The organism is Acinetobacter sp. YH12236, assembly GCF_013417645.1.
GTDB lineage: Bacteria > Pseudomonadota > Gammaproteobacteria > Pseudomonadales > Moraxellaceae > Acinetobacter.
On sequence record NZ_VPDM01000001.1, the window covers coordinates 32688 to 48990 of the forward strand.

At 44.0% G+C, this 16303-nt stretch carries 12 protein-coding genes; 6 read left to right on the forward strand and 6 right to left on the reverse strand.

From position 1 onward, the window contains the following. Positions 1-9 precede the first annotated feature (9 nt). From FTV14_RS00150 to FTV14_RS00160, 3 genes are read right to left on the reverse strand one after another with little or no spacing between them, the layout of a single operon-like run. Complete coding sequence (locus tag FTV14_RS00150; protein ID WP_180016892.1) at positions 10-3117, reverse strand: efflux RND transporter permease subunit; 3108 nt, start codon at positions 3115-3117, stop codon at positions 10-12. 18 nt (positions 3118-3135) lie between these two features. Continuing rightward, positions 3136-4263 carry an efflux RND transporter periplasmic adaptor subunit gene (locus FTV14_RS00155; protein WP_166139290.1) on the reverse strand — a complete coding sequence of 376 codons (1128 nt, stop codon included), beginning with the start codon at positions 4261-4263 and terminating at the stop codon, positions 3136-3138. A gap of 51 nt (positions 4264-4314) precedes the next feature. Further along, on the reverse strand, positions 4315-4959 hold the full coding sequence (locus FTV14_RS00160) for a hypothetical protein (RefSeq protein ID WP_159123370.1): 645 nt from the start codon (positions 4957-4959) through the stop codon (positions 4315-4317). Between the two features lie 283 nt (positions 4960-5242). Between FTV14_RS00160 and pilG the strand changes: the two genes are divergently transcribed. The 6 genes from pilG to FTV14_RS00190 all read left to right on the forward strand — a co-directional run bounded on the left by pilG (position 5243) and on the right by FTV14_RS00190 (position 13823). Further along, entirely contained in the window at positions 5243-5626 is a 384-nt protein-coding gene (pilG, locus tag FTV14_RS00165) for a twitching motility response regulator PilG (protein ID WP_180011986.1), read from the forward strand. A 25-nt stretch (positions 5627-5651) separates the two neighbouring features. Then, positions 5652-6020, forward strand: a complete 369-nt coding sequence (locus FTV14_RS00170) for a response regulator (RefSeq protein WP_004784985.1) — start codon at positions 5652-5654, stop codon at positions 6018-6020. A 5-nt stretch (positions 6021-6025) separates the two neighbouring features. Further along, a complete protein-coding gene (locus FTV14_RS00175; protein ID WP_159123371.1) occupies positions 6026-6562 on the forward strand; it encodes a chemotaxis protein CheW in 537 nt (178 codons plus the stop codon). 46 nt (positions 6563-6608) lie between these two features. Then, positions 6609-8678, forward strand: coding sequence for a methyl-accepting chemotaxis protein (locus FTV14_RS00180; RefSeq protein ID WP_004784982.1), 2070 nt, complete (start codon positions 6609-6611; stop codon positions 8676-8678). Between the two features lie 168 nt (positions 8679-8846). After that, positions 8847-13364, forward strand: a complete 4518-nt coding sequence (locus FTV14_RS00185) for an Hpt domain-containing protein (RefSeq protein WP_180011984.1) — start codon at positions 8847-8849, stop codon at positions 13362-13364. Then, on the forward strand, positions 13365-13823 hold the full coding sequence (locus FTV14_RS00190; protein WP_004784978.1) for a hypothetical protein: 459 nt from the start codon (positions 13365-13367) through the stop codon (positions 13821-13823). A gap of 60 nt (positions 13824-13883) precedes the next feature. On the opposite strand, the gene dapE is transcribed toward FTV14_RS00190, so the two are convergent. The 3 genes from dapE to FTV14_RS00205 form a co-directional block, all read right to left on the reverse strand. Then, the gene (dapE, locus tag FTV14_RS00195) at positions 13884-15020 is read right to left on the reverse strand and encodes a succinyl-diaminopimelate desuccinylase (RefSeq protein ID WP_004784977.1); all 1137 of its coding nucleotides are present in this window, start codon (positions 15018-15020) and stop codon (positions 13884-13886) included. 123 nt (positions 15021-15143) lie between these two features. After that, on the reverse strand, positions 15144-15293 hold the full coding sequence (locus FTV14_RS00200) for an entericidin A/B family lipoprotein (RefSeq protein ID WP_004784975.1): 150 nt from the start codon (positions 15291-15293) through the stop codon (positions 15144-15146). A gap of 115 nt (positions 15294-15408) precedes the next feature. Further along, the gene (locus tag FTV14_RS00205; protein ID WP_004784973.1) at positions 15409-16284 is read right to left on the reverse strand and encodes a DUF1853 family protein; all 876 of its coding nucleotides are present in this window, start codon (positions 16282-16284) and stop codon (positions 15409-15411) included. Positions 16285-16303: the final 19 nt, after the last annotated feature.

Below are 16303 nucleotides of genomic sequence, written 5' to 3' on the forward strand. Positions count from 1 at the left end.
TGGTTTAAATTATGCCATGATTTTACGGGCTTGGCGCAGCATAAAATTCTTAAAGTCATCCAGGTAAGTGAAAATCACTGGAACCACGACCAATGTCAGCAGGGTGGAGGTAATTACCCCGCCGATCACGGCATGTGCCATCGGTGCACTTTGTTCACCACCTTCACCTAAGCCCAGAGCGAGCGGCACCATTCCCATGACCATGGCACTGGTGGTCATCAGAATTGGACGTAAACGGGTTTTGCCGGCATTCAGAATCGCATCATAACGGGCTTCACCCCGATCCATGGCTTTCTTGATGAAGTCGATAAGCAGAATCGCATTTTTGGTCACCAGGCCCATCAGCATAATAATACCGATAATTGAAAACAGGTTCATGGTCGAATTAAACAGGAATAGCGCCAGGAATACACCAATTAATGACAAGGGTAATGAAGCCATAATGGCAGCAGGGTGAATAAAGCTGTTGAACTGTGAACCCAATACGATATAAATAAATACAATCGACAGGGTAATCGCAGTGAGCGCATAACCTGCGGATTCTGCCATGTCTGCATTGGCGCCTTGGGTATCAAAACTATAACCCGGCGGCATGTCGAAACTATCCTGAAGTCTGCTAATGTCAGTACCGATGTCACCTGCAGGGCGTCCAGAGGTATTTGCTTCAACCAGCACCTCACGCGCCAGATCTCGACGATTAATCTGAGAAGCTCCCAGTTTTTCTTCAAAATTCGCGACGCTAGAAAGCGGGATCAAAATCGGCTGATTATTGCCATCCATTTTAGATGAAGTGATATACATATTTTGCAGATCACTTGGCAAGGTACGTCGGTCTTCGGTCAGGCGTAAGTTAACATCATAAGTTTCACCTTTTTCATCCTGCCAGGTGGTGACATCATCGCCGGCAATCAGTGGGCGAACCACATTGGCAATTTGATTGACTGACAAACCAAGATCACTGGCCAGAACGCGATTGATCTGTACACCTAAGGTCGGTTTTGGCTCTTTCAGTGAGGATTCAAGATCGACAATGCCATCAATTTTAGCCATCTCGACCATAAAGCGATCGGAAATCTTCTGTAGTTCATTCAAATCAGGGCCTTTGATTGAAATCATAATCGGCTTTTGGCCACCCGATACGGTTTCATCCGCGGAAGCGACTGAGGTAATGGTAATGCCGCCCACAGATTGTAAACGTTGACGGAATTCATTATTGAGATCATTCAAGCTTTTCTCGCGTTCAGTCCGCGGAGTCACAGTGACACGTAAGCTGACATGGTTTTTACCGCGATCGGTCACACCATTAATTACGCCGTAAGTTGCACGTACATCAGGATGCTGACGTACAATTTTATCGACCTGCTGCAGTTTGGCTTGTGAATATTCCAGTGAAGCATCGACTGGAGTTTCAAACTTGATCCGGATTTCACCCTTATCCGGGACAGGTACGAACTCGGTACCAATCAGTTTCGACAGGGCTAGAGCGCCAAACAAAGACGCCACTGCAATTACAATAGTAATGAATCTAAAGCGTAAAGCTAGTTTCAATAGCTTTTCATAGACATGACTTAAATTGTCTAATTTGCCTGAAATCCAGTTAAAGAAACGTTTAATTCGACCTGGCTTTTTATTGGGATCTTTTTTCTTTTCTGCCCAATGCGCAGATAGCATTGGATCTAGAGTGAAGCTAACAAACATGGAAATCAGAACGGCGGTACTCACCGTTACACCGAACTGATAGAAGAAACGGCCAATGATTCCGCCCATAAAGGCAACAGGCAAGAATACCGCGACAATGGTCAGTGTTGTTGCCAGAACGGCAAGGCCAATTTCTTTGGTGCCGTCCAGCGCGGCAGTGACATGGTCTTTACCCATATCGGTATGCCGTACGATATTTTCCCGTACTACAATTGCATCATCAATCAGCAAACCGATACTTAAAGACAGGGCCAATAAGGTCATCATATTGATGCTGAAACCAAAAGCCCAGATAAAGGTCAAAGTTCCGAGCAATGCAATCGGTAAAGTGAGGCCAGTAATGACCGTTGAGCGGAAAGAACCTAAAAATAATAGAACAATCAGCACAGCAAGAACCGCACCCTCAATAATGGTACGCGCAACATCACCAATGGTGCCGCGGATACTTTTTGAAGAATCCACCACAACTTTTAAGGTGGTTCCTTGTGGCAATTGGGCTTTAATGCTTTCAAGAGTTTTGTAGGTACTGTCTACTACTTCAATAACATTAGAATCAGAGCTACGCAGAATGTCGACAGCCACTGCAGCCTTGCCATCCAGAAATGCACCAGTTTCAAGTTCTGCCTGACTATCTTCAATTTCTGCGACCTGTTTCAGAAAGATCGGTGCACCATTTTTATTGGCAATGACCAGATCGCCAAAGGCGAGGGGATGCAGGACTTTGGAATTGATCTCAATCACCAGTTCCGAGTTGCCAGATTTTAATGTACCGCCCGGAACTTCGATATTTTCAGATTTCAGAGTATTAATGACGCTATCCACGCCAATGCCAAAAGCTTGCAGTTTCTGTGGTTCAACCTGAATACGAATCTGGCGCTGTGCATCACCGAGCAGGTTGACTGTACCTACACCCGGAACAGTCCGTAGTTGTGGAACAATGCGCTGATCCAGATAGGAGCTTAGTGCTTTTAAGCCCATATTGTCAGATTCAAATACGATCGACATGATTGCATTGGCAGTCGGATCATAACGCTCGACGACTGGCTCCTGAATTTCATCACGGAATTCAGCGGTGACTGAAGCAATTTTGTCACGGACATCCTGTGCTGCCGTGGTTGAAGGCACTTCCAGATTGAATTCGGCCGTAATCATCGACAGGCCTTCACTGGATTGTGAAATCACCTGTTTTAAACCGGAAATAGTATTGATCTGGTCTTCGAGTTTTTTGGTAATTTCCGATTCAACAGTTTCTGGAGAAGCACCTGGATAATTCGTATAAATTACGACAAAGGGGAAATCGACATCCGGAAATTCTTCCACACCCATGCGCTGCCAGGAAGCCAGTCCAAGTACCATCAAACAGAACATCATCATAATAGTGAAGACGGGATACTTCACACTAATTCGGGTAAACCACATATTAATGATCCTGTCTGATTAGTTGGAACGCACTGTCACTGGCTTGTTGAGATCTGCCTCGGTAAATGGAATGCGACTGACCTGATCACCTGTTTCCAGACCCTGGATCACTGCAGTATTCTGGTTATAGCGCTGTTCCAGAACCTGAACATTCACTTTAATAATTTTGTTCTGGCGAATAACCCAGACATAAGGTTTATTCTGGATATCCTGAATGGTATCGAGGGGAATAATCTGACCAGAAACTTGTTGAGAACTCAGAATATTGCCTTCAACAAAAGAGCCAATACTTAAAGAGGGAATACTTTCATTTGGTCTGGCGAAGAATTCAATCTGGCGACTAGCCTGATCAGCAATTGGAGATACCCGGCTAATAGCAGCGGTAAATGTGTTTGGATTGCCCTGAATCTGGTATTCAATTTTGCTACCTAAACGCAGACTGGACTGCATCTCACTCGGGACACGGGCCTGAATTTCCAGTTGATTTGGATTTACGATTTCAAACAGGGTTTGTCCGATCGCCACGGTTTGACCGGGCTCAACCTGACGCTGGGTGATCACGCCACTAATCGGGCTGGTGATAATGCCATCACGATCGGCTTTTACGGCAATATCGACATTGGCTTGCTGTGCGCGGACATTTTCAACCTGGGCCTGATAGTCAACCTGACTTTGCTCATATTCAACTTTAGAAATAAAGCCTTGGTCGAGCAGGCGCTTTTTGCGCTGCATCATGTTACGCGCCTGATTGGCCTGTGCCTGGGTAGATGCCAGATTGGCACGGGCCTGAGCCAGACGTGCGGCATTGTCCTGATTATTTAAGCGAACCAGTACCTGACCTTTAGCTACATTGTCACCGACCTGAGCATTAACACTGGTGGCAGTGGCCGAAACCTGCGCTTGAATACTGCTTTGGTTGACTGCGCGAATAGTGCCGGTAAATGCGGATTTCTGGATTGAAGTACCTGTTTTTACAGCTACCAGATCCTGAAGAATTAGTTCAATTGTTTTGGGACTTTCGGCTTGCGGTGTAGATTCATTTTTATTGCAGCCGCTTAGAAAAAGACTTAAGCAAAGTGCACTCACCATCAATACAGAGCGCGAAGAAGGGGTCTTTGAAATATGAAAATGCTGTGCAAATGGCATATTAATCCTTTTCACTTGTGGTCGTTTAAAGCAACAACAAGTTATTTGTGTTTATTCAAGTGCTTTTAAACGGGCAATAATTCTGTCGTATTCCGCTTCCATATTTCGATAGCGAGTTTGTAAAGATTGAATATTTTCTTTTTGAGAAATCAGGTTTTTCTGGTTGTTTTCAAGGTTGGCTTTCAAAGATGCCGGGGGATTATTGCCTTTACGTAAATATTCACGTTCTTGGCGTAAAAACATAACCCGGTCTTGCTGCAACTGTTTCATCTGCTCTTGCTGAAAGGCAATCTGTTTTTTAAGTTGGCTCAGACTTTCATTCTTTTTTTGTAGAGCAACATGGCTATTGGTATAGGCACGTTTCAGTTTCTGGTCTTCTGCAATGCGCTGAGCCTGCTGGGCACGTTGCGGCGCCTGTTTAATATCTTTATCGACATTATAAGGACGTGCACGTTTAATGACCTGCATATTCTGGTCAAGTGCCTCATATCCATAGCGGATATGGTTGGGGGTAACGTTAGTGCTGATATTGGCCACACCTTTATTATCATAATAGCGGTACCAGGTGGCTTTTGGTGGCTGGTTAGTTGAGGCATAAGAAATGGTGACCTGAAGAAAAAGTGTCACTGCAAATATGAATCGGCCAGTCATTTTATTTTTATCAATGAAAGCAAGTTTTTCTGAAAACTGACTCATCATTGGCTCCCCAATTGAAAGTTGACTAAATTACTTATTTTAAAGTAATAATAATGCTATATTAGACTCAAATTCACGAATTAAAAACTACCATCAGTCAAAAAAAAAGCAATGACAAAATAAAAATGTGAAATGGTTAATGAAAATCCGCCATTTATGCACACTTGTGTAGAAAATGTTCATTGATAATACAAGTGGATTTGTGTTAAAAATGTTTATCGATCGTAATAAAATAATCCTATGAGCCTTATGGCGCATCGTTTCTAAAATGGGAAGGGTCAAAATGGACGATAAATTCCAAAATCTAAAAGTTATGGTCATTGATGACTCAAAGACCATTCGTCGTACAGCAGAAACTCTTCTACAGCGCGAAGGATATGAAGTCGTGACTGCGGTAGATGGTTTTGAAGCTTTGTCAAAAATCGCAGAAACCAATCCGGATATCGTATTTGTAGACATCATGATGCCTCGTCTAGATGGTTATCAAACTTGTGCATTGATTAAAAATTCTCAAAATTATCAGAATATTCCTGTGATTATGCTTTCGAGTAAAGATGGCTTATTTGATCAGGCCAAAGGTCGTGTTGTTGGTTCGGACGAATACTTGACTAAACCTTTCAGTAAAGATGAATTGCTTAACGCAATCCGTAACCATATTAGTGCTTAATAATTGATTTTTTAGGGGAATTGGCATGGCGCGTATCTTAATCGTAGATGACTCACCGACAGAAACATTCCGTTTTAGAGAGATTCTTTCTAAACATGGCTTTGAGGTGATTGAAGCATCCAATGGTGCAGATGGGGTAACCATGGCTCAGGCTGAGTTGCCAGATCTGGTATTGATGGATGTGGTCATGCCAGGCGTGAATGGCTTCCAGGCAACACGTCAAATTGCACGTGGTGCAACCACCAAGCATATTCCGATTGTGATTGTAAGTACCAAAGATCAGGCCACTGACCGCGTTTGGGGTAAACGTCAGGGCGCCGCAGATTATCTTACAAAACCGGTAGATGAAAAACAGTTGATTGAAGTGATTAAGCACCACCTCAACGCAGGATAAGCTCTATGGCAGCAAATGGATTTATCGAATTGCTTCGCATTGCGAAACGGGGAAATAAAAACTACGTTTCTAATGAAAATGAAGTCAACCGATGGTCAGGCATTGCTTTTGAGATGATGGGGCAATATTTTGTTGCCCCGCTGGGGGAAGTATCCGAAGTGATCTATCCTCCAAAATATACGCCAGTTCCTAATACTCAATCATGGGTTTTAGGGTTGGCCAATATTCGGGGAAGGTTATTATCAGTTTCTGATTTGACTCAATATGTATCAGGACAGAGTAGCCAGTTTTCACCGACTCAAAAAGTATTATGTATTCACCATAATGACCAATATGTCGGTTTGGTTGTTGATCAAGTTTTGGGTATACAACATTTTAATAAGAAAAGTTTTTTTTCTAAAACAACTGAATTGGATAATAACTTACAAGAATACTGTCAGGGATTTTTCCACCAGCATAACCAGCAATGGCATGTGTTCTTATTCAGTCGTCTGTTGCAAAATCCAAAATTTATGAACGCATCTATAAAATTTATAAATTAAACGTCGCGCACGAAAGTAATAAAGACGTAAATCGGGGAGAGGCTGCATGGGCTTTAAACTTAAAAAGAAAAATACAGGTGAAGGTAGCCGCAAAAGTGGCAATACTTTTTTATCCAAGATTCAATCACAAACAGATCAGTTGTCACGTGTATTTGGTGATAGTGAAAAGTCTAAACCGTTTATTTATGGTGCAGCCGGCTGTCTGTTAGCGGCAACCATCACTTTATTGTATCTTTTCTACAGTGTGCCACGTGCCAACCAGCTGACACAAAGTCTGGGTGATTTACGTCTGCTTTCACAAACCATTTCACGTCAGGCAACTGAAGCAACGGCTTCTGGTACACCTGAGGCGATGAAAAATCTGACAGATTCTCAAAAAGCTTTTGCTGAAAACCTTGAGACTGTAAAAAATATCCATTCCAATAATGAAGCGCTGCAAGCAGTAGATAAACAGTGGACAGAAGTATCTTCTAGTATTGACCTGATTGCATCGCAACAAAAAATCATTAACCAGTTATATGACACCAACATTGCGATTGGTGAAGCGATCCCGGGAATTCAGGCCGAATATAACTTGATGGTCGACCAGATGGCGCGTCAAGACATGCCGTCTAACCAGGTGGTCATTGCGAAAAACCAGGTATTTATTGCGGAACGTATTTTACGTTCGATCAGCTTGGTATTGACCGGTAACGACGGTTCACGTGAATCAGCGGACGACTTCAGTGCCGATACCGAAACTTTCGGTTCATACTTAAATGCACAGTTAAACGGTTCTGCTGAACTGGGTGTACAACGTATTACTGATCCAAACCTGCGCGAGTCTCTTGAAGGCATTAAAGCAGAATATGATGATGTACTTGAATCAGCATCTGCGACAATCCTGAAAAACTCTGCGCAAATCGTAAAAGTACGTCAGGCATCTGCGTCAATTTTCTCGCAATCGGATGCCCTGCTCGATAACCTAAACAAACTGTCTGGTAACTCTGGTCTGAAAACAATCGTTCCAGCGGTACTGTTAATTCTGTTATTGATCGGCTTCCTACTCTGTGTATTCCGCCTGTTAACCCTACGTGGTGCATCGGATAAACAGCGTGTAACCCGTCTTCAAGAAGAATATGACCGTAACCAGAATGCGATTTTACGTTTACTAGACGAGATTGCCGACCTTGCGGATGGTGACTTACGTTCATATGCAACAGTATCGGAAGACTTTACCGGTGCGATCGCCGACTCGATTAACTTCGCGATCGACCAGTTGCGTGACTTGGTATCTCGTATTACCGAAACTTCTCAGGAAGTTGCGCAATATACAGCGACAACTCAAAGCATTACCAACCAGTTAGCTGAAGCATCTGAACACCAGGCACAAGAGATTGCGGGTGCATCTGCTGCGATTAACGAAATGGCAATGTCCATTGACCAGGTATCTGCCAACGCGGAAGAATCTGCAGTCGTTGCGGAACGTTCAGTACAAATTGCTGCAAATGGTGCAGACGTTGTACACCGTTCTATTGAAGGTATGGATACGATTCGTGAACAGATTCAGGAAACCTCTAAACGTATTAAACGTCTGGGTGAATCTTCACAAGAAATTGGTAACATCGTAGCCCTGATTAACGATATTGCCGACCAAACCAACATCTTGGCATTGAACGCAGCGATTCAGGCGTCGATGGCGGGTGAAGCTGGTCGTGGTTTCGCCGTGGTAGCGGATGAGGTCCAGCGTCTTGCGGAACGTTCTGCCTCTGCAACCAAACAGATTGAAGGCTTGGTAAAAACCATTCAAACGGATACCAACGAAGCCGTAATTTCAATGGAACAAACCACAGCCGAAGTTGTACGTGGTGCGAACCTGTCTAAAGACGCTGGTGTGGCACTGGATGAGATTCAAACGGTATCGAATAACCTGGCAAAACTGATTGCGAACATTTCCGATGCTGCGAAACTTCAGTCTGCATCTGCGGGTCATATTGCGACCACGATGAATGTCGTACAGGAAATTACTTCACAAACTACGAGTGCAACCTTCGATACAGCACGTTCGGTATCTGAATTGGCGAACATGGCCGATGCATTACGTGAATCTGTATCTGACTTTAAACTACCAGAATAAAGTCAGAAAGTATGAGGGGAGTGTGCCTTAACCTAGGTTGAGGCACATTCAGAAATACAGATAAAGCCTCGACAAGATGGACTTGACTACATAAGGTTAGGTCTCGCGTGACGGTCACAATTAAGTTTGAGCGCCCTTCTTGGCGGCACAACGTAAGAAGCATTAGCTATGAAAGAAATATTAAAAAATTTAGTTGAAACGACAACGCTTCCTGAAGACAGTTATCTTGATCAAGATGCAGAAATTCTTGAAATTTTTGTCGAGGAAATCGAAGAGATTTTCGTTGAGTTAAATGCTTTATTTCCAGAATGGTTGAGTGATCCGGCTCATCAGGAAAACCTGAAAACCATTCGCCGCCATTTTCATACCCTGAAAGGTTCAGGCCGTATGGTGGGGGCTAAATCTGCGGGTGAAATTGCTTGGGCAGTGGAAGATACCTTAAATCGGGTACTTTCAGGCTCAATCCAGTTAACGCCTACAATTCAACAGTATGCCAAAGCTGTACTGAATATTTACCAGTTTATTTTATATCCAAAATTCAAACAGGTGCAGGAACTCGATGTTGACCTACGCCCAGTCGTGCTTTTAGGTCAGCAATTACAACAACAAATAACACCTGAACCGGCTTTAGAAGAACTCTTGCAACTAGCAGACAGTCTGACTGCCGAGGGTCAGATCACAGGTCTTGAGCTAGGTGATTCGGCTGAAGATCAAGATACAACTGCAGCAATAGAAATAAGCACAACAGAATTTGAGCTTGAAGAAGCTGATAGTGAAGATGCTGCACGTAGTGATGTAGAAGAAACCGTGGCGATCTTTATCGAGGAAGCGGAAGAGCATCTCGAAACGATTGCCAAGTTCCTGCGTAGCGAAAATGAAAAAGTGCAGGATTATAATGCATTGATTCGTGCTATTCATACTTTGCGCGGCAGTTCGTCCATGGCACAGATCGAAGAAATCTTCGAGGCCAGCTCTAAAGTAGAACATCTGTTTAAAACACTGCTTCAGGATGAAATTGCATCCACCTCAAAAGAAACTGCTGTATTAATTCAGTATGCTGAATTTGTCAGCGACTATCTGCATTTGTTACGTCAGGGTGATAGCAGCAAACTGGCAGCAGTGTATGCGACTTTTGAGCGTGTCTGGAATGATTATGGCTTCGCAGCCACTGAAACGGAAACAGTTGAAACCCAAGGTCTGGTGACCAAGCTGGTTGAACTGGAGATTGACCTGTTGCTGGATGCCGAATTTGAATTCGATAAACGGGCTAAAGTCGATTATCCGGAATATATTCAGGCTTTAAGCGAGCAGGCTGCCGAGCTGCTTGCACATACAGATAACCGTGCCGCACTGGGTATTCATGAGTTTACGACAGATTTAAAATCTGCTTATGATGCCTTGCTGGAAAAACCGGTACTGCTGAATAGTGATTATGCTTATGAGCTCTTTGCCCAGGCACATCAGGAATTCATTCATTTATTCGATACCCTGGCAGCAGGCCAGCGTGTCATTCTGAATGATGATACGCAAAAAACCTTGAGTGAACTGGCTGCATTTGTACAGCAGGACCTGGAAATCTTTGCTGAAGACAATGTTCCTGCTGAACAAGTATCAGAAGAAATTTCTATTCCTGAAGCTGCAACCACAGCCAGCATTGACTTCGCTGCTTTAAGCCAGCGTATTGCCTCTGACCGCCAATACATCGACAGCGCAGAAACTCAGCGTGATTTCGATGAGGATCTACTGAATATCTTCCTGGAAGAAGCGGATGAATTACTGGTAGGTATTGATGAAGATCTGAATACCTGGAGTAAAAAGCAGGATGATACGACTTCACTGAATAACCTGATGCGTCACTTGCACACCTTAAAAGGTGGTGCAAACATGATTACCGCTTCTCATATCGGTTCGATTTCGCACGAACTAGAAAGTATTTATGAGCGAATCATCCGTCAGCAGATCGCTGTTACTCCAGCGCTGATTCAAATCATTCGTCTGGTGCAAGATAACGTTTCTGACCGTATCCAGTCGATCCGTGATGAAGGTATCGATTATCCGGCTGTTGAAGCAATTTCGATTCTGCAAAATATTCAGGCATTGGTGGCTGGTCAAGCTGTTGCAGCTCCGGTAGAAACATCGATTCCTGTTGTCGAATTTGAATATGCAGAAGCTAGTGCTGATTCCGAACAAACAGCGGATGAAGCATCGGAAGAGATTGCATTAGAAGATACAAGTTCAGATCTAGAACCGGCCCTAAACTTAGAAGATGAACAAGTTGAGCTGACTGAAACAGAAACTTTGACTGAGCCAGTTGAAATTGTAGCAGAAGAGCGCTCTGAAGAAGATGAACTGAAGTCAATTGTTGAAGAGACTTTCCTTGAAGAGTCAGAAGAGATTCTCGACAATACTGAAAAACTGCTGAACCAATGGTTTGATCAGCGTAGTGACCGTAGCTTATTGCTTCAATTACAACGTGCTGCCCACAGTATCAAGGGTGGTGCGCGCATGGTTGAAAACGAAAAGGTGGCCAGCATTGCGTATGAACTGGAAACCACTTTCGAGCAGTTTGCGGTATATCACTTTAACTCGAATGCTTATGATGGCTTGCTGCAAAAAACACTGGCCTGGTTAAGACAAGCGATCTTCCAGCGTGACTATAGCAATTTTGAACAGATCCAAAGCAGCCTGAAAAAGATTGCGTATGTGGATGTTACTGCGCAGCTGCCAGAACGTCTGGCTAAAACAGAAACGCTGGTCACAGAAAATAGCTTCGAGTTTGTCGAAGGTGATGGTACTGAGCCACCACGTATGATGGGTGAGTGGATCGATACCGGTAATACCGATACCAGCCATGAGATGATCCGTATCTCTGCTGATCTGGTTGAGAAGATGATCGACCTGTCAGGCGAGAATGCAATTAACCGTTCGCGTATCGAGATGGACTTAGGCCAACTTGGCAATACCCTGAACGAAATGGAACTGGCAATCAAACGTCTGGCGGACCAGTTGCGCCGAATGGAAGGTGAGCTGGAATCACAGATTATTGCCAAACACGGTTCAGAAAACTCGCGTTATGCAGACTTTGACCCGCTGGAAATGGACCAATATTCGTCCCTGAACCAGTTGTCCAAGTCGCTAGCGGAATCTGCTTCGGACTTGGTTGACTTCAAGAGCACCTTATCCGACAAGATTCGTGAAACTGAAGGTTTGTTATTGCAACAATCACGGATTCAGGCCGAGATTCAGGAAAGCCTGATGCGTACCCGTCTGGTACCGTTTGACCGGATGTTGCCACGTTTACAGCGTATCGTACGTCAGACTTCTACGACCTTGAACCGTCCAGCCGAACTGATTATTCAGAATAGTGAAGGTGAATTAGACCGTAATATTCTGGAGCGTCTGGTAACGCCATTCGAGCATATGCTGCGTAATGCGATTGACCATGGTTTGGAAGATACAGCAGATCGTATTGCCTTGAACAAACCGGAAGTCGGTTCAATCCTGTTAAATATCAGCCGTCAGGGTACAGATGTCATCGTCTCATTTAGTGATGATGGTAAAGGTATTGATGCTGAGAAGATTCGTGAAAAAGCACTCAGCCAAGGCCTGATCAAAGAAGATCAGACACTGGATTCGGAAGAGCTACTGCAATTCATTTTCCACCCAGGCTTCAGTACTGCTAAATCTGTAACCCAGATTTCAGGTCGTGGTGTGGGTCTGGATGTAGTACAAAGCGAGATCAAGTCTCTGGGTGGTCACGTATCTGTCAGCTCTGAAGTTGGCAAAGGCACAACCTTCACCATTCGCGTACCGACGACTGTAGCGGTCAGCGATGCCTTGATGGTAAAAGTGGGCGATCAGCAATACGCCGTTTCTCTGGCGCAAATCGACCGTATTGTACGTATTGCACCATCTACTCTGGAAACTTACTTCAACAGTAAAGACGATTTCTTCAAGATTGATGGCGTCAATTACAAATTGCGTTACCTGTCTGAGTTCGTATCGAATCAGCCAATTCCTCGTCTGAACAACGTAGCGCATTCACTGCCAGTATTGCTGATTAAAGGCAACAGTGGTCAAACCATTGCCTTACTTGTGGATCAGTTAGTAGGTTCACGTGCACAGATCGTGGTGAAACCAATCGGCCATCAGTTCGCCAATATTGGTGTAGTCACTGGTGCGACGATTCTTGGTGATGGTCAGGTTTGTCTGATTCTGGATGGTCAGAATATTGCCCGTCAGATCCATGGTACGCAGCGTGTGAAACACATGCAGGATCAACGCGATGGTTCACGTTCTGGCAATGCTCGCCGTCTGGTAATGATCGTGGATGACTCGGTGACTGTACGTAAGGTGACCTCGCGTCTACTTGAGCGTCAGGGCTATGATATAGTCACCGCCAAAGATGGTGTAGATGCGATTGAGCAGCTTGAAAATGTCCGTCCGGATCTGATGCTGCTGGATATTGAAATGCCGCGTATGGATGGTTTTGAGGTCACGAACCTGGTTCGTCACCACGATATTCACCGTGAACTGCCAATCATCATGATTACTTCACGTACTGGTGAAAAACACCGTGAACGTGCTTTCAGTCTGGGCGTAACCCACTACATGGGCAAACCGTTCCAGGAAGCTGAATTACTGGCGAATATTCAACAGTTAATTGCTGAAAAACAGGGGTCATAAATGAGTCAGAATACGACTAATGCCAAAATGGCTGATCAGATAAGTCAGCAGGAACTTCAGCATTTAATTACGGTATCTACCGGATTTATTGATGCTTATATTATTGACTGTCACGGCAAAGATCCAATGCTGTTACCACAAAATATTGTCCTGTCTGCACTGGATAGTGATACCCAGGTTAAAGTGGTTGAGTGGCATGATGCGCAATTACCGGTTTATGCAGTTAATGATCCTACACGTAAAAGTGGTGTGGCGCTGGTGATTGAAGGAGATGAGGTGCATCAGCGTTTTGCCCTGATGTGTAATGAAATGCCGAAAACCATTCGTCTGCGTATTTCTGAAGTCGTCGATGCTGATCAGCAAGTGACTGACCCCGCAGTATTCCAGTATGTGCGTATGGGGGATCAGTTATTTCACATCCCGCAAATGGGTTATATTCAGTCTTCAATTGGCTTGTAATTCATTACAAAGCACATAAAAAAAGGAACTCTTCTGAGTTCCTTTTTTTACATCTGGTGATTAATTGGCTAACAGGTTCACCAGAATCTGCTCATAAATTTCAGCCAGTGGTTCAAGGTCTGCAATATCGACATGCTCATTAATTTGATGGATTGTGGCATTCAGTACACCGAGTTCTAGGACTTGTGCACCGGTAGGCGCAATAAAACGACCATCTGAGGTGCCGCCTGAAGTTGATAATTCAGTTTCAGTACCAGTCACAGTTAAAATGGCATCTTTAGCGGCATTCACCAGCTCACCTACTGGTGTCAGGAATGGCAGGCCAGATAAAGTCCATGAAATATCATAGTCCACACCATGACGATCCAGAATTTCAAGCATACGTGCTTTTAGTTCTTCAGCAGTCACTTCAGTTGAATAACGCCAGTTGCAGAGCAGGTTCATCGTACCTGGAACAACGTTGGTTGCACCGGTACCGGCATTGATATTTGAAATCTGGAAAGACGTCGCAGGGAAGTATTCATTGCCATTATCCCAGACTGTTTCGCAGAGTTCGGCAATGGCTTTAGATGCTGTATGAATTGGATTCACTGCAAGATGCGGATAAGCTACATGACCTTGTTTGCCTTTTACAGTCAAGTTGGCATTCAATGAACCACGACGGCCATTTTTGACAATATCACCCAGTTTGTTGGTACTTGATGGTTCACCTACCAGACACCAGGTAATTTTCTCGTTACGGGCTTCCAGAGTTTCAATCACTTTTACCGTACCATTGATCGATGGACCTTCTTCATCTGAAGTGATCAGATAGGCAATTGAACCTTTATGATTCGGATATTTTTCGACAAAACGTTCAGTGGCTACAACCATCGCAGCCAAGGCGGTTTTCATGTCGGCACTACCACGGCCATATAGCTTGCCGTCACGAATTTCTGGCGCAAATGGGTCAGAGTTCCAGGCATCCAGGTTGCCGGTTGGCACAACATCGGTATGGCCAGCAAAACAGAAAACCGGGCCTTCAGTACCTTTACGCGCCCAAATATTATCAACATCTTCAAAGCGCATTGATTCAATATTGAAACCCACCTTCTTCAAACGTTCTGCCATGATATTCTGGCAGTCATGATCAATAGGGGTCACAGAAGGCTGACGTAATAATTGCAGGCTTAAATCAAGAGTCGCGGAAGATGTCATACGATGGATTCATAAGTCGATAAATTTGTCGGCTCTATGATAGGCGAATATGGCCTGTAATGTGAATGTTCTGCATAAAAAAACCCTATCTGAGATAGGGTTTGTGGAGAAGCTAGAAAGAGTTTAGTTTTGACGGATTTCTTCAGAAGTTTTTTCTGCAGTGCCTGTTACAGCTTCGCCTGCTTTAGAAACGTCTTTACCCACACCTTTGACAGTGTTACAGCCAGTTAAAACAAAAGCCATTACCAATGAAGCAGCAAGAATTTTTTTCATCATCATCTCCGTATTATCGATAATAAAATTATTATGATGTGGAACTAAGATTAGAAAATATACGACATAAAAAATATGTGGTTTTCATAGTGCTTCGGTTAATAAATGTAATGTTTTAAAAGGGTTTATGCGCAGGAAAGGGTAGTAGAAGCGGGCTGCGATACATATAAAAATCCTCTTGATCAGCCTTTTTATAAAGTCCATTTGTCCACCAATAGGGACTTGAACTGCTGATCTGCGCATTAGGATAAATCCATTCATGACGTTGTAAACGATAGAAGTTAGCCGCTGGGTCGGGAATCTGCTGACCCCATAAGCCTATGCGACGTTGGGTATTGACCCAGTCAGGTAAGGTCTGATCTGCACGATGTACTGGAAGATAAAGCTGGCCTTTTAACATGCAGAAACGCTGCTCAATCTGCTGATCCAGAGCCTCATCAAACTGAAACTGTTTCTGGGTAAAATGCTTCATTTTACGGATTAAAGTATCGGTGCGGTTTAGGCCATACCAGTTTGGCAGGCTAAAATCGGCTTCTGCGAGGTAGTATTTCAGCGCCACTTCCCAATGTTCAGTCAGACCAGCCTCTGTATTGAATAACAGAAAATCCAGTTCACCCAGTGTTTTAGCGCCGTCAATTTTCTGAATGCTATGACCTAAAAGCTTATAAGGATGATAGGCATCATCCAGCAGCCAGAACCAGACAAGCATTTCAAAGCGCAAACCCAGCCGGGTGCTTTTAAGCTGCTGCACGAATTGCTCCAGCTCTTCTGGATGCCGGTCCAGATATTTCAGACGTGGATGATAATTTTGCAGGTGATGTTGCCAAGTCTCAGAATCATGTAAGTCAAAAGCATGGACGACTTCAAGTTCGTCTGGAATTTGAGACAGAAGGTTTGGACTACCGACAGCAAATGCCAGTTGCCGCACCAAAGGATGCTGATAATATTGCCATGCTTCTACAAGATGATGATTTAGACTGGAAAAGGGCATAGCACATCCTGTGAAAAGT

Coding starts and splice junctions, on each gene's coding strand:
- FTV14_RS00150 (WP_180016892.1), bottom strand. CDS start 3,117: ATGTGGTTTACCCGAATTAGTGTGAAGTATCCCGTCTTCACTATTATG.
- FTV14_RS00155 (WP_166139290.1), bottom strand. CDS start 4,263: ATGCCATTTGCACAGCATTTTCATATTTCAAAGACCCCTTCTTCGCGC.
- FTV14_RS00160 (WP_159123370.1), bottom strand. CDS start 4,959: ATGAGTCAGTTTTCAGAAAAACTTGCTTTCATTGATAAAAATAAAATG.
- pilG (WP_180011986.1), top strand. CDS start 5,243: ATGGACGATAAATTCCAAAATCTAAAAGTTATGGTCATTGATGACTCA.
- FTV14_RS00170 (WP_004784985.1), top strand. CDS start 5,652: ATGGCGCGTATCTTAATCGTAGATGACTCACCGACAGAAACATTCCGT.
- FTV14_RS00175 (WP_159123371.1), top strand. CDS start 6,026: ATGGCAGCAAATGGATTTATCGAATTGCTTCGCATTGCGAAACGGGGA.
- FTV14_RS00180 (WP_004784982.1), top strand. CDS start 6,609: ATGGGCTTTAAACTTAAAAAGAAAAATACAGGTGAAGGTAGCCGCAAA.
- FTV14_RS00185 (WP_180011984.1), top strand. CDS start 8,847: ATGAAAGAAATATTAAAAAATTTAGTTGAAACGACAACGCTTCCTGAA.
- FTV14_RS00190 (WP_004784978.1), top strand. CDS start 13,365: ATGAGTCAGAATACGACTAATGCCAAAATGGCTGATCAGATAAGTCAG.
- dapE (WP_004784977.1), bottom strand. CDS start 15,020: ATGACATCTTCCGCGACTCTTGATTTAAGCCTGCAATTATTACGTCAG.
- FTV14_RS00200 (WP_004784975.1), bottom strand. CDS start 15,293: ATGAAAAAAATTCTTGCTGCTTCATTGGTAATGGCTTTTGTTTTAACT.
- FTV14_RS00205 (WP_004784973.1), bottom strand. CDS start 16,284: ATGCCCTTTTCCAGTCTAAATCATCATCTTGTAGAAGCATGGCAATAT.